Source organism: Campylobacter sp. BCW_6465 (assembly GCF_001762815.1).
Classification (GTDB): domain Bacteria; phylum Campylobacterota; class Campylobacteria; order Campylobacterales; family Campylobacteraceae; genus Campylobacter_D; species Campylobacter_D jejuni.
The window spans coordinates 72,443-85,019 of the sequence record NZ_MJXN01000025.1; the positions used below are offsets into that span (position 1 = coordinate 72,443).

At 28.8% G+C, this 12,577-nt stretch carries 14 protein-coding genes; 10 read left to right on the forward strand and 4 right to left on the reverse strand.

Annotated features, from left to right (window positions below; genetic code table 11):
- Positions 1 to 2: 2 nt before the first annotated feature.
- The gene (folD, locus tag AJ886_RS02315; protein WP_052950044.1) at positions 3 to 851 is read right to left on the reverse strand and encodes a bifunctional methylenetetrahydrofolate dehydrogenase/methenyltetrahydrofolate cyclohydrolase FolD; all 849 of its coding nucleotides are present in this window, start codon (positions 849 to 851) and stop codon (positions 3 to 5) included.
- Positions 852 to 930: 79 nt separating this feature from the next.
- Here folD and AJ886_RS02320 point away from each other — a divergent pair, with 79 nt between their 5' ends.
- The 7 genes from AJ886_RS02320 to AJ886_RS02350 are packed head-to-tail and all read left to right on the forward strand — an operon-like array spanning position 931 to position 6,988.
- A complete protein-coding gene (locus AJ886_RS02320) occupies positions 931 to 1,278 on the forward strand; it encodes a c-type cytochrome (protein WP_002852485.1) in 348 nt (115 codons plus the stop codon).
- Entirely contained in the window at positions 1,275 to 2,549 is a 1,275-nt protein-coding gene (gene hemL / locus AJ886_RS02325) for a glutamate-1-semialdehyde 2,1-aminomutase (protein WP_070233339.1), read from the forward strand. Before AJ886_RS02320 ends, hemL begins: the two co-directional genes overlap by 4 nt.
- Positions 2,546 to 2,875, forward strand: coding sequence for an AtpZ/AtpI family protein (locus AJ886_RS02330; protein WP_044780763.1), 330 nt, complete (start codon positions 2,546 to 2,548; stop codon positions 2,873 to 2,875). Before hemL ends, AJ886_RS02330 begins: the two co-directional genes overlap by 4 nt.
- Positions 2,875 to 3,378 carry a hypothetical protein gene (locus tag AJ886_RS02335; protein WP_070233338.1) on the forward strand — a complete coding sequence of 168 codons (504 nt, stop codon included), beginning with the start codon at positions 2,875 to 2,877 and terminating at the stop codon, positions 3,376 to 3,378. The genes AJ886_RS02330 and AJ886_RS02335 overlap by 1 nt, the downstream gene beginning before the upstream one ends.
- On the forward strand, positions 3,356 to 4,543 hold the full coding sequence (locus AJ886_RS02340; RefSeq protein WP_070233337.1) for an MFS transporter: 1,188 nt from the start codon (positions 3,356 to 3,358) through the stop codon (positions 4,541 to 4,543). The genes AJ886_RS02335 and AJ886_RS02340 overlap by 23 nt, the downstream gene beginning before the upstream one ends.
- Complete coding sequence (locus AJ886_RS02345; RefSeq protein WP_070278579.1) at positions 4,536 to 6,710, forward strand: flagellar hook-length control protein FliK; 2,175 nt, start codon at positions 4,536 to 4,538, stop codon at positions 6,708 to 6,710. The genes AJ886_RS02340 and AJ886_RS02345 overlap by 8 nt, the downstream gene beginning before the upstream one ends.
- Positions 6,707 to 6,988 carry a FlhB-like flagellar biosynthesis protein gene (locus tag AJ886_RS02350; RefSeq protein ID WP_002852641.1) on the forward strand — a complete coding sequence of 94 codons (282 nt, stop codon included), beginning with the start codon at positions 6,707 to 6,709 and terminating at the stop codon, positions 6,986 to 6,988. Before AJ886_RS02345 ends, AJ886_RS02350 begins: the two co-directional genes overlap by 4 nt.
- Here the strand turns inward: AJ886_RS02350 and AJ886_RS02355 are convergent.
- On the reverse strand, positions 6,985 to 7,785 hold the full coding sequence (locus AJ886_RS02355) for a phosphatidylserine decarboxylase (RefSeq protein ID WP_070233335.1): 801 nt from the start codon (positions 7,783 to 7,785) through the stop codon (positions 6,985 to 6,987). The two genes, AJ886_RS02350 and AJ886_RS02355, sit on opposite strands and share 4 nt — an antisense overlap.
- Positions 7,782 to 8,906, reverse strand: coding sequence for a metallophosphoesterase (locus tag AJ886_RS02360; RefSeq protein ID WP_070287069.1), 1,125 nt, complete (start codon positions 8,904 to 8,906; stop codon positions 7,782 to 7,784). The genes AJ886_RS02355 and AJ886_RS02360 overlap by 4 nt, the downstream gene beginning before the upstream one ends.
- A gap of 85 nt (positions 8,907 to 8,991) precedes the next feature.
- On the opposite strand from AJ886_RS02360, the gene gltX reads away from it, so the two are divergent.
- Genes gltX through AJ886_RS02375 form a run of 3 tightly spaced genes read left to right on the forward strand, consistent with a single transcriptional unit; the run spans position 8,992 to position 12,193 of the window.
- The gene (gene gltX, locus AJ886_RS02365) at positions 8,992 to 10,287 is read left to right on the forward strand and encodes a glutamate--tRNA ligase (RefSeq protein WP_070239618.1); all 1,296 of its coding nucleotides are present in this window, start codon (positions 8,992 to 8,994) and stop codon (positions 10,285 to 10,287) included.
- A gap of 2 nt (positions 10,288 to 10,289) precedes the next feature.
- The gene (locus tag AJ886_RS02370; RefSeq protein WP_002852501.1) at positions 10,290 to 10,571 is read left to right on the forward strand and encodes a YggT family protein; all 282 of its coding nucleotides are present in this window, start codon (positions 10,290 to 10,292) and stop codon (positions 10,569 to 10,571) included.
- The gene (locus AJ886_RS02375; protein WP_079860508.1) at positions 10,568 to 12,193 is read left to right on the forward strand and encodes a lytic transglycosylase domain-containing protein; all 1,626 of its coding nucleotides are present in this window, start codon (positions 10,568 to 10,570) and stop codon (positions 12,191 to 12,193) included. The genes AJ886_RS02370 and AJ886_RS02375 overlap by 4 nt, the downstream gene beginning before the upstream one ends.
- Here the strand turns inward: AJ886_RS02375 and AJ886_RS02380 are convergent.
- Positions 12,090 to 12,575: a hypothetical protein gene (locus AJ886_RS02380; protein WP_002872845.1), complete on the reverse strand. Its 486-nt coding sequence runs from the start codon at positions 12,573 to 12,575 to the stop codon at positions 12,090 to 12,092. The two genes, AJ886_RS02375 and AJ886_RS02380, sit on opposite strands and share 104 nt — an antisense overlap.
- Between the last annotated feature and the right edge of the window lie 2 nt (positions 12,576 to 12,577).

Sequence of the window (12,577 nt, forward strand, 5' to 3'; positions counted from 1 at the left end):
TCCTAATTAAGTCTATTTTTAGCAGATTTAACTGTATTTTCTAAAAGCATGGCTATAGTCATAGGACCTACTCCACCTGGAACAGGAGTTATATAACTAGATTTTTTAGATACTTCTTCAAAATCTACATCTCCAACTATCTTTCCACTTTCAAGACGATTGATTCCAACATCAATAACAATCACTCCTTCTTTTACCATATCTGATCGAAGTAAATTCACACAACCTGCTGCTACTATAATCAAATCAGCCTGTCTAGTATAAAAGCTCAAATCTTTGGTTTTGATATGACAAACGCTTACTGTAGCTCCAGCATTTAAAAGCATAGTAGCCATAGGACGACCTACTATATTTGAAGCACCTATAATAACAGCGTCTTTTCCTTCTAAATCAATTTCATAAGCCCGTAAAAGCTTCATAACTCCAAGTGGAGTACAAGGCAAAAACCCAGTTTCTAAGCCTAAATTTAAATATCCTACATTAATAGGATGAAAACCATCAACATCTTTACTGCTTATAATGCTTTCAAGTATTAAATCTTTACAAATATGATCAGGCAAAGGAAGCTGAACCAAAATTCCATGAACACTATCATCGTGATTTAAGGTATTAATCAATGCCAAAAGTTCATTTTGCGTAGTATTTTCATTAAGATGATAAACTAAAGATTTAATTCCACATTCTTCGCAGGCTTTAGCCTTAGATTTTACATAAGTTTGACTTGCAGGATTATCTCCAACCAAGATAACAGCTAAACAGCTTTCAATCCCTTTGCTTTTTAAAAATTGATTTTTTTCTTTTAATTCTTCTTTAATTTTTGCGCTCAAAGCTTTACCATCAAGCAAAGTCATTATTTTCCTTCTATAAATTTAATCACTTTTTTAAAGTAAAAATTGTATCATATTAAAACTTCATTAACAAGGTGAAACTTTGAAAATTGTTTTAATGTTTTTTTTATTTAGTATTAGTCTTTTTGGTGCTGATTTTATCACTCTTAAAGAATACTCTAAAATGCTTTATGAAAATCCAAGGGGTATTAGTTGTAAAGAATGTCATGGAGCAGATGGAAGCGAACAAATTTTAGGATATTATATGAAAAATGGTATTAAAACAGCTTATAAAGTTCCAAGTATACAAAATCTTAGTTTTGAGAATTTTAAAAATTCTCTTAATCAGAGTAAAGACGCAAAATCAATCATGCCAAATTACTCTTTAACAAATGATGAAATTGTAACTTTATATAATTACATCAAGCAATTTAGCAAGGAAGAAAAATGACAAACAAAAAAGCTTTTAAAGAAGCGTGTAAATTCATCGCAGGTGGTGTAAATTCTCCAGTTCGTGCTTTTGCAAATGTTCAAAGTGAGCCAAAATTTATTTCCCATGGAAAAGGTGCTTATATTTTCGATATAGATGGAAATTCTTATATAGACTATGTTCAAAGCTGGGGGCCTTTACTTTTTGGACATTGCGATAAAGATATACAAAAAGCTTGTCAAAAAGCACTTCATAAAGGTTCAAGTTTTGGAGCTCCGACTTTATTAGAAACTGAACTTGCCAAACTTGTTTTATCTGATTTTCCTCATTTAGAAAAAATCCGCTTTGTAAGTAGTGGAACAGAAGCAACCATGAGTGCTATTCGTCTTGCCCGTGGCTTTACTAAAAAAGATAAAATTTTAAAATTTGAAGGATGTTATCACGGGCATTCTGATTCATTATTGGTGAGTGCAGGAAGTGGTGCTGCTACTTTTAACTCTCCTAGCTCCTTGGGTGTTTTAGAAGATGTAGCTAAACACACTTTAGTAGCAAAATATAATGATATAAATAGCGTTAAAGAGCTTTTTGAAAAAAATAAAGATATTGCATGTGTTATCATTGAGCCTATTGCTGGAAATATGGGGTTAGTTCCAGCTAAACAAGATTTTTTAGAAGAACTTGCTAAGATCTGTAAAAACAATCAAACTCTGCTGATTTTTGATGAAGTAATGAGTGGATATAGAGCATCTTACCTTGGTTCCTATGGAATCAATCATATCCAAGCAGATATAATTACTTTTGGCAAAGTAATAGGAGGCGGTCTACCTGCAGCAGCATTTGCTTCTAGAGCTCAAATTATGGATATTTTAAGTCCTTTGGGTGGAGTCTATCAAGCAGGAACTTTAAGTGGAAATCCTTTGGCAATGGCTGCAGGTATAGCAAGTCTTACAAAAGCCAAAAAGAAAATCAAGCTTTATGACAAGCTTGGAAAATTAGCAAAAAAACTTACCCAAGGAATGAAAAAATTAGCAGATGAAAAAGGACTTCCGCTACAAGTTTGTCATGTAGGTTCTATGTTTGGATACTTTTTCACCAAAAATCCTGTATCAAACTACCAAGATGCATTAAAATCTGATCTAGCATTATTTTCAAAATTTCACAAAAATATGCTTGAAAATGGAGTTTATTTAGCGCCTTCTCAATTTGAAACAGGCTTTATATGTTCAAAAATGGATGATAAAATTATAGATACAACATTAGAGGCTGTTAGGGAAAGCTTTAAAAGAATATGAGCAATATTTTAAAAGAAGAAAAAAATCACTTAGAAAATTCCAACAGCAAAAGACAAAAAATCATTCGCAAAACTCTTGAAGCTGCGGATGGTTTAAGTCTTGGTATCTCTATGGTTATTGCTGTATTTATAGGTGTGGGAATAGGATATTTGCTTAAAAAATTTACTCCTTATCCTTGGCTTTTTTGGCTTGGAGTTTTTTGGGGGATCAGTGCTGCTATACTTAATGTTTATAAAGCTTATAAAGTTCAAGTAAAAAGCTATGAAGAATTTAAAGAAAGAGATGAGTTGATCAAAGAAAAAATTCAAAAAGAAAAGAACAAATAATGGAACATAAAAAAGCTCTATTTTGTATTTTTGCCATTATTCATTTATTTTTTTGGATCATATTTTTATCGTTAAATCATTTTAAATTAGACACATTTTTAAGCTATGAAATAGCTTTTTTTAGTGTTTTATTGATTATTTTTGCTTCTTATTTAAATTATAAAAAAGTCATTATAAAAAAATCAAAAAATTATGAAAAAGATTTTAATTTCATTTCATCGCTTTTTATCAAAAAAAAACAAAATTTATCAAAAATTATTCATTTTAAAGTTCTAAAAGACGATTTAAAGCCAAATATTAAAGAGAAAATCCATTTTTTTACTATGTTTTTTACTCTCTTTAAATTGATGGCTTATGTAATATTGGTTGCTGGATTTTTATTTTTACATCGCCAAGATAAATTAGATATCTTTGCTTATATTTGTGGAATTTCATCCTTGCTAGTTTGTGTGTTTATTTTTATTTTATATATAAAAAAGTATGAGTCCAAAAAAAATTATTAAATCAATGACAGCACTTTTTGCTGGTATGGCATTTTTATTTGCAGGTAATGCCTTGATAGTAAGCTCTATAGGTGTTATATTAAAAGAAAACGGAGAAAGTTCTTTAGCTGTTGGAGTAGTAAGTTCTTGTTTTTTTATAGGCGCTCTTGTTGGAACCATCAGTGCTCATAAAATTATTTCTCGTATAGGTCATATACGCTCTTTTGGGCTATTTGGGGCTATTTTTGGAATTTCAGCTATGCTTCATACAGTAAGCGAAAATCTTATTTTTTGGGCTGTTTTAAGATTTTTCATAGGAATTTGCTACTATGGTCTTTTAATGGTCATAGAATCATGGCTTAATGAAAAAAGCAAAAATGCCATTCGATCTAGAATTTTAGGTTTTTATGAAATTGTTTTTTATCTTGCATTTGGTATTGGAGTTTTAATCATAGCGTTAAATTTAAGCAAACATAGTGTATTTATCCTCAGTGCAACTTTAATTTTACTTTCATCTTTACCTTTAAATCTAATTAAAATCAAAGAACCTGTTTTGCCCGCATCAAGTCCTATTTCTATACCTAAAATTTTTGATATAGCTCCTTTAGCTATCGTCACAAGCTTTATAGCCGGAATGCTTATAAATGGCTTTTTTTCTATGGCATCTTTATTTATACTTTTGCAAGGTTTTGATACAAAAGCGGTTTCTTATTTTATATTTTGTGGGGTTTTAGGTGGTTTTATTGCACAAACCATCATAGGAACTATTTCAGATAAACTTGGTCGCAAATTTGCCATTATCACTTGCGCAAGCATAGGATTTATCACTATGCTTATATTTATCTTTTTTAAACTTCATTTGTATATGCAATATTTTTTAGGAATTACTCTTGGTATAGGAATATTTTGTTTATATGCTTTAGCACTTGCTAGAGCAAATGATGTTTTAGTAAGCAAAAATAAAGGCGTAGAGTTAGGTCGTGGGGTTCTTTTTTGCTATTCTTTGGGCTCTTTGTTTGGCCCTTTAATTTTAGGTTTTTTAATGCAATACTTTGAAATCAAAGGTTTTATATGGTTTTATATAGTTTCTTTAGCATTTTTAATTCTTTTTGCTATCAATAAACCAAATATTTTAAATAAAAAATTTAAGAAAAAGCCTGGAAATATGGTGATATTTGATGATTAATACTCAACTAGCAAGTCAAATTGCCAATACGCAAAAAAATGATTTAAAAGTAGATAACTCTACTTCAAAAGATAAAACAAATTTAAAGGACAATCCAAAAGAAGCACTTGCGCAAGCTTTAAAGCAAAATTTAGGTTTAAGCAAGGACGCTAGCAGTGAAGAAATACTAGCAAAATTTGTTCAAAATGAAACAGGCACCAAATTAAAAGAACTTGTTAATAAACTTTTAGATCAAATCAATGCTCAAAAAAACCCCGATTCCCCTGTGCTTAAACAAGGAAAAAATTTAAATTTAGCTCCTAATTTTGCTAATGAATTAAAAACTTTAAGCACAGAACTTGCAAAAAGCGATACTTTTACACAAGTTTTAGACAGATTAAATCAAATTTTAAAACCTGCCAGTGAAATAAAAAACAACAACTTAGCTCCTTTGTTTAAAAATTCAGGCGTATTTTTAGAAGCTAAATTAAAAGATGCCCTAAACGAAGAATTGCTGCCCAAAAGTTTTCACTCTCTTTTAAGTACAATCAAAGGTCTTAGTAGTGAAAAACTAAGTATTCAGATAGCCCAACTTGCAAATGCAAATTTAAACCCAAAAGAAACTTTAAAAGAATTAAAAAATATTATTAATTCTAGCAAAAATGAAAATAAGCAAATTTTAAATCAAAGTTCTTTTAAAGCACTTTTAAATTTAAGTTCTAAATTGGAAAATTTTAAAAATTATATAAGTAAAAATCCCAGTCATGCTCAAGAAAAAATCACCCCTATGGCTAATAAAATTTTAAAAGAATTAAATTCCATCAAAAATGATTTTTTCAAAGCTCTTAATAAGCCAGAAAATTTAATGATAAAAGATCCAAACATCCTTAAGCAAACTGCTACCGCCTTTGAAAAACTTGAAAATACTTTAAAAAATATACTAGGCAATCAAGCTTCTAAAATACAAGATAAAGAAAATATTTTAGAAAATCTTTTAAGTAACAAAGAAAATATCAAAGAAGAAAAACTTAATCATAACACAAAAAACCAAGATGAAGAAAAACATATAAAAGCATCAAAAGAAGAAAATCTCACAGATGATACCAAGCAAGATTCAAAATTAGATTCTGATATAAAAACCCACGAAGAAGATACCCAAGATACAAAAAATGATATTCAAAACAATGAAACAGAAAATAATCCAGACAATGATATAAAAAATTCTACTCCAAACCAAGAAAAAATTAAAGATGAAAAACAAGAAAAATCAAAAGAAAATATCAAAGAAAATCCAAAATTTTATGAAACAAAAACAGAAAACAAAACTTCAATCAATACAAATAATCCTAACACAAACAATATGCAAAATTTAAATAATTCTCAAAATATTCAATCTAACAATAACCAAACTATGCAAAATATTTTTAAAAATCAGGAATTTATAAAACAAAATATTGTAAAAAATTTAGCATTTAATGTAGAAAATTTAGATCTAGAACAAGTGCAAGATTTAAGTAAAAATTTAAGCAATCTTTCTCGTAGACTTAATGAAAGCTTAAAAGAACTTGAACCCTATACTCAAAATGCCAAGCTTAATCAAGCAGAACTTAAAAATCTCGAACACAAACTCAATCTTTCTATCAAAGATCTAGCGCAAATTAAACCAAAAACAGAACAAGATATAGCTGAATCTTTACATCATGATGTAAAATCAACACTTTTGCAAATTTCAAATTTAGCTAAAAATGAAGGCAATGAAGCTGTATACAATCAAGCTAATCGTCTTTTAGCGCAAATTGAAATCAATCAGCTTATGTCTTTAGCTAATGATTCTATCAATACTTATCTGCCTTTTTCTTGGGATGATTTAAATGATTCTAAAATTATGTTTAGACGCGGAAAAAAGGACAAATTTTTTGCTCAGATTAAACTCGAATTTGCAAAACTTGGGGATTTGGAAATTCTTATTTCTTTAAATAATGAAAAATATATAGATATTAATATTATGGCAGAAAATATTGAATTTAGAAAAACCATCTATGAAAATGCCCATGAGCTTAAAAGAAATATCAATAAAGCAGGACTTTTAAGTGCAAATTTCTTTGTAGGTGATATCATAAGAAGTAAATTTGATACTAGAAATATGAAAAATTTAGATCTTGAAATGGGTATGGATAAAAAAGTATGAGCAAAATCAAAAGATCGATTAAAAAAGCTGTAGCTCTAGGCTATCAAAAAGAAAAAAACTCTGCACCAAAAGTGCTTGCAAGTGGCAAAGGCGAAAGTGCTGCTAAAATTATTTCTTTAGCCAAGGAACACGGAGTTCCTATTAAAGAAGATGAAGATTTAATAGAAATTTTAAGCAAGCTTGACTTAGGTGATGAAATTCCACCTAATATGTATAAAGCTGTAGCTGAAGTTTTTGCCTTTATCTATCAAATGGCAAATAAAACTCCTAAAAACTAATCCGCTATTTTTTCTCCAAATTTAATACCCTGCCCTACTTTTAAATTAAAAGTTAAAAGTCCTTTTTGAGAGATTAAAACTATAGTAGAACCTAGCTCAAAATTTCCTAGTTCTCCGCCTTTTTTGAAATTTAAATTTTCATATTTTCTAGTAAAATTATGAGAAATTTTAGCATTGGTTTGTATGCTTGCATCAAAATTAAAACGCATTTTTCCTACATTTTGCGCTCCTACAAAAACAAGCCAAAAAATACCTTTTTCATTTTGACATTTTAAACTCACTCTTTCATTTTTTACATATAAATTACTAATGCGTTCTAAATGTTTTTCATTTACGCTATAAAGCACTCCACTTGTGTAAGTTGCACTTAAAATTTGCATATCACAAGGGCTGTGATAACGATGATAATCTTTTGGAGAAAGATAAATATTGACATAATCAAGCCCATTTTTAAGTTCATCTTTTTCAAAGCTATCTTTTAAAAGCTCCTCAACGCTATAAGCATGTCCTTTTATAGAAAAAGCAAAATGTTCTTCATTTGCTAAAAAAGTACTTCCACACTCTAAAATTTTACCATCACTTGGACTGATAAAACCTTCTTCAAGTTTCCTTGGAATTTGCAAAGTTCTTGTAAAAAGAGCATTTAAACTCTCGTATTCACAAGGAGCTTTAAATTCACTCATATCGATATTAAAATACTTAACATAATTTTCATTAATAACTTTTTGTATCATTTTGGGAAATTTAATCCCCGCTACAAAACCAAAAAGCCTCGAACTTTCTTTTGAAAAACTCATTTTTTTCCTTTTAAATTTAAAATCACTATTTCACTCGGAGCAAAAACTCTAAGACTTAGCCCCCAAAATCCTGCTCCACTACTCACATAAAGCTTAGTTTTTTCTCCTAAATCATAAAGCCCATGAACAAAACCTTGCTGAAGTTTAACTAAAAACATAAAAGGGAAAATTTGCCCTCCATGCGTATGCCCACTTAAAACAAGGTCAAAATCACTTAAATCATAAAGCAAAGCTGTTTTGGGTTGATGTGTGAGTAAAATACTAGCTTTACTTGTATTTAAATCCACTTTTATTCTTGCTAAATCAGGAGCATATAAACCCTTATCAAGTCCGGCTAAATCTCCAAGTCCAGCAATATTTATAAAACCTAAATCTAAATTTTGATTGACTAAAATTTTCATATTAGTATGTTTTCTAAGTAAATCCAAAACTTTATTGATACCATGATAATACTCATGATTTCCCAAGGCATAAAAAGTTCCATAAGTGGAATTAAAATCATTAAGTTTTGAGATGTAATTTTTTAAATCTTTAGGATTAGTATCAATCAGATCTCCTACTATTACAACCATATCAGGACTTTGCAAATTCACTTTAGTGATGAGCTTATCTAAAAAATTTTCATGCAAATTTTTACCCAAATGTATATCAGTAAGCATGACAATTTTTAAATCTTGTTTAAGATTTGGTATTTCAACATCAACACTCTTTACTTCAGGTGTTTTTAGAGCATTATTTATACTTATATAAATTAAAAACACACTTAAAACTATAAGAGAAAGCTCAAAAATCAAACGCAAAATAAGATTATATTTTTTATCTCTTTTACCCATAAGAGCTAAAATCAATTTAATAAAATCCCAAGCTAAAGTCATAAAAAACAAACAATAAGTCGGCGCATAAAGCATGGCTAAAATTTCATACCAAGTATCACTTAAATATTCATCTCTACGAAATATTAAAAACACAGCTTGGGCTAAAAAAAGCACAATAAAAATAAAAGCAAAAATTTTATAAAAATACTTGAAAAGAGTAATTTTCTTGATTAATCTTTTATAAATATAAACATTTGCTAAGCCAAAAATCAATAATACAATGAAAGAAAAAATTAAAAATATCATAAAAGTATTATAACCAAGTAAAATTAAATATCCGTATAAATTTTTCTGTTATAATAAACTTTTAAATAATTTTAAAGGCTATAAAATGTACCGTTTTGCACCTTCTCCCACAGGTGATATGCACATAGGAAATTTACGCGCAGCAATTTTTAACTATATCTGTGCAAGACAAAAAAATATGGATTTTATCTTACGTATTGAAGATACTGATAAGGCTAGAAATATAGCAGGAAAAGAAGAAGAAATCAAAGAAATTTTAAATCTTTTTGGTATTTCATGGCAGCATTACTATATACAAAGTGAAAATTTAAAATTCCATCGCCAAATGGCTTTAAAACTTGTAAGTGAAAAAAAAGCTTTTGCTTGTTTTTGTACTGAAGAAGAACTTGAAGCAAAAAAAGAGCTAGCTAAAAAACAAGGTAAAGCTTATCGCTACGATGGCACTTGTGAAAAACTAGCCGATATCGATGTTTTAGAATGTGAAAAACCCTTTGTTATCCGTCTTAAAAAACCTACTCACACTATGAAATTTACAGATTTTATCAAAGGTGAATTAAGTTTTAAACCTGAAAACATAGACTCTTTTGTGATTATGAGAACGGATAAAACTCCAACTTATAATTTTGCTTGTGCGGTTGATGATATGCTTGAAAATGTTACTTGTATTATACGCGGAGAAGATCATGTTTCAAACACTCCAAAACAAGAACATATCCGCGCAAGTTTAGACTATAATAAAGCCATAACTTATGCGCACTTGCCTATCATTTTAAACGAAGAAGGTGTTAAAATGAGCAAAAGAGAAGCACATTCTTCTGTAAAATGGCTACTTGAAAGTGGAATTTTACCTAGTGCAATCGCAAATTATCTGATCATGCTAGGCAATAAAACTCCTTGTGAAATTTTTACCTTAGAAGAAGCTATAAAATGGTTTGATATTTCTAAAGTTTCAAAAGCTCCCGCAAGATTTGATCTTAAAAAACTCTTACAAATCAATCGTGAACATATCAAAATGATCAAAGATGATGAGCTTAATAAAATTTTAGATTTAAACAAAGATCTTGCACAACTTACTAAATTTTACACTCAAGAAGCAAGCACCATAAAAGAACTTAAAGAAAAAATGCGAGCTATTTTTAGCACAAAAGACTTTGGCGAGTTTGAAGTAGAATGTAAAATTTTAAAAGAACTCTTAAAAGATATTGAACTTTTTGAAAACTATGAAGATTTTAAAAATGAACTTTTAAGCAAAAGCGACTTAAAAGGTAAAAAATTTTTCATGCCTTTAAGGATAATTTTAACAGGAAATATTCACGGACCTGAGCTTAGCGATCTTTATCCTTATATTAAAAATTTTATTCACGAATTAGCAAGGATTTAACTATGGTTATAGACTCTTTTATTATTTCTATTTTTCAAGTACTACAAATTGTCATTAACATTTATACTTGGATTATTATCATCACAGCACTTTTAAGCTGGGTAAACCCTGATCCTTATAATCCCATAGTGCAAATTTTATATAAATTAAGTTATCCTGCTTACGCCTTAGTTAGAAAAATTCCAACACGCATTGGTAATATTGATCTTGCACCTTTGATTATAGTCTTAGCATTGCAGTTTCTTGGTATTTTTCTTGGGAATATCTTAAGGAGTATATTGTGATAAAAAAAATACTCATTTTTTTATTTATTTTTTCAAGTTTAAATGCTACACAATATAGCATAGAAAAACTCAAAAAAGAAGAAAATTCACTTGCTAAGGATTATTATATTTATAGGCTTTTAGAAAAAAATAAAATCAGTAAAAAAGATGCACAGGATTTAAATTCTCATATTTTTCGCTATATAGGAAAAATTAAATCCGAACTTGAAAAAATCATTCCTTTAAAGCCTTATATCAACCCAAAATATGCTAAATGCTATACCTATACAGCAAATACTATCTTAGATGCAAATTTAACTTGTCAAAGTGTGCGCTTAAATTCATTAGTTTTTATAGCAAGTTTAAATTCCAAAGACCGAACTACTTTAGCTCAAACCTTTAAAAATCAAAGACCTGATTTGACAAATTTATTGCTAGCTTTTAATACTTCTGATCCTATGAGCTATATAGCACAAAAAGAAGATATTAATGGTTTTTTTAAACTTTATAATTATTCTAAAAAATACGACTTAGATTTAAATACAAGTTTAGTCAATAAACTACCAAACCACATTGGTTTTAAAGATTTTGCACAAAATATTATTATTAAAAAAGAAAATCCAAAATTTAGACATTCTATGCTAGAAATAAATCCTGAAAATGTAAGTGAAGATTCTGCTTTCTATTTAGGAGTCAATGCCTTAACTTATGATAAAACAGAGCTTGCTTATGACTTTTTTAAAAAGGCGGCACAAAGTTTTAAATCGCAAAGTAATAAAGACAATGCTATATTTTGGATGTGGTTGATTAAAAACAATGAAGAAGATTTAAAAACTTTATCGCAAAGTTCTTCTTTAAATATTTATAGTCTTTACGCAAAAGAACTTACTAACACACCTTTTCCAAAGATAGAAAGCCTTAATCCAAGCAAGAAAAAAAATAATTTTAATATGCAAGATCCTTTTGCTTGGCAAAAAATAAACAAACAAATTCGCGATGCTAACGCAAGTCAACTAGATGTCTTGGCAAAAGAATTTGACACACAAGAAACCTTGCCTATTTATGCTTACATATTAGAACGCAAAAATAATTTTAAAAAACATTATTTTATAATGCCTTATTATGACAATATAAAAGACTATAACAAAACAAGACAAGCTTTAATTTTGGCTATTGCCAGACAAGAAAGTCGTTTTATTCCAACTGCTATTTCAGTTTCTTATGCTTTAGGCATGATGCAATTTATGCCATTTTTGGCCAATCACATAGGGGAAAAAGAATTAAAAATTCCAAATTTCGATCAAGATTTTATGTTTAAACCTGAAATAGCATATTACTTTGGAAACTATCATCTAAATTACCTTGAATCACGTTTAAAATCTCCACTTTTTGTCGCTTATGCTTATAATGGCGGTATAGGATTTACTAACCGTATGCTTGCAAGAAATGATATGTTTAAGACAGGCAAATTTGAACCTTTCTTGTCTATGGAGCTAGTTCCTTATCAAGAAAGCCGAATTTACGGAAAAAAAGTTCTAGCTAATTATATTGTGTATCGACATCTTCTGAACGATAGTATAAAGATTTCGGATATTTTTGAAAATTTAATTCAAAACAAGGCAAATGATCTAAACAAATCTTAGCTACAAGCCTAGTCTCTTCCTTGACACTAGGAAGAGATGCTTTAAAATAATCAGTATAGTTGTTTTGTATTATATATTTTAAATACTCATCATCCAATTTTTCAATATTGGCTTTTTTATTATTGATAAAAACTTCTAAATTTTGAATTTTTAATGTATTTGGAGTAAAAGATAAAGCTAATACATCATCTTTACTTGTCTTGTCTAGAATTGGGTTTAAATAAGACATAGTTATAATGGCATTAATCTTATCTTGTGTGATTTTGTATTTTTGAGTAAACATTAAAGTTTGAGATTTTAAATTTGTATCCACAATCGCCTGATCTTTTAAAGAACAAGCTCCAAGCAAAAAAGTACCTAAAATTACACTATAAATTTTCATTC

Bases quoted from the DNA above. Each gene is read 5' to 3' on its own strand.
- AJ886_RS02360 (WP_070287069.1), bottom strand. From the start codon at position 8,906: ATGATATTTTTAATTTTTTCTTTCATTGTATTATTGATTTTTGGCTTA.
- AJ886_RS02345 (WP_070278579.1), top strand. From the start codon at position 4,536: ATGATTAATACTCAACTAGCAAGTCAAATTGCCAATACGCAAAAAAAT.
- hemL (WP_070233339.1), top strand. From the start codon at position 1,275: ATGACAAACAAAAAAGCTTTTAAAGAAGCGTGTAAATTCATCGCAGGT.
- AJ886_RS02330 (WP_044780763.1), top strand. From the start codon at position 2,546: ATGAGCAATATTTTAAAAGAAGAAAAAAATCACTTAGAAAATTCCAAC.
- AJ886_RS02340 (WP_070233337.1), top strand. From the start codon at position 3,356: ATGAGTCCAAAAAAAATTATTAAATCAATGACAGCACTTTTTGCTGGT.
- AJ886_RS02370 (WP_002852501.1), top strand. From the start codon at position 10,290: ATGGTTATAGACTCTTTTATTATTTCTATTTTTCAAGTACTACAAATT.
- AJ886_RS02355 (WP_070233335.1), bottom strand. From the start codon at position 7,785: ATGAGTTTTTCAAAAGAAAGTTCGAGGCTTTTTGGTTTTGTAGCGGGG.
- gltX (WP_070239618.1), top strand. From the start codon at position 8,992: ATGTACCGTTTTGCACCTTCTCCCACAGGTGATATGCACATAGGAAAT.
- folD (WP_052950044.1), bottom strand. From the start codon at position 851: ATGACTTTGCTTGATGGTAAAGCTTTGAGCGCAAAAATTAAAGAAGAA.
- AJ886_RS02335 (WP_070233338.1), top strand. From the start codon at position 2,875: ATGGAACATAAAAAAGCTCTATTTTGTATTTTTGCCATTATTCATTTA.
- AJ886_RS02380 (WP_002872845.1), bottom strand. From the start codon at position 12,575: ATGAAAATTTATAGTGTAATTTTAGGTACTTTTTTGCTTGGAGCTTGT.
- AJ886_RS02350 (WP_002852641.1), top strand. From the start codon at position 6,707: ATGAGCAAAATCAAAAGATCGATTAAAAAAGCTGTAGCTCTAGGCTAT.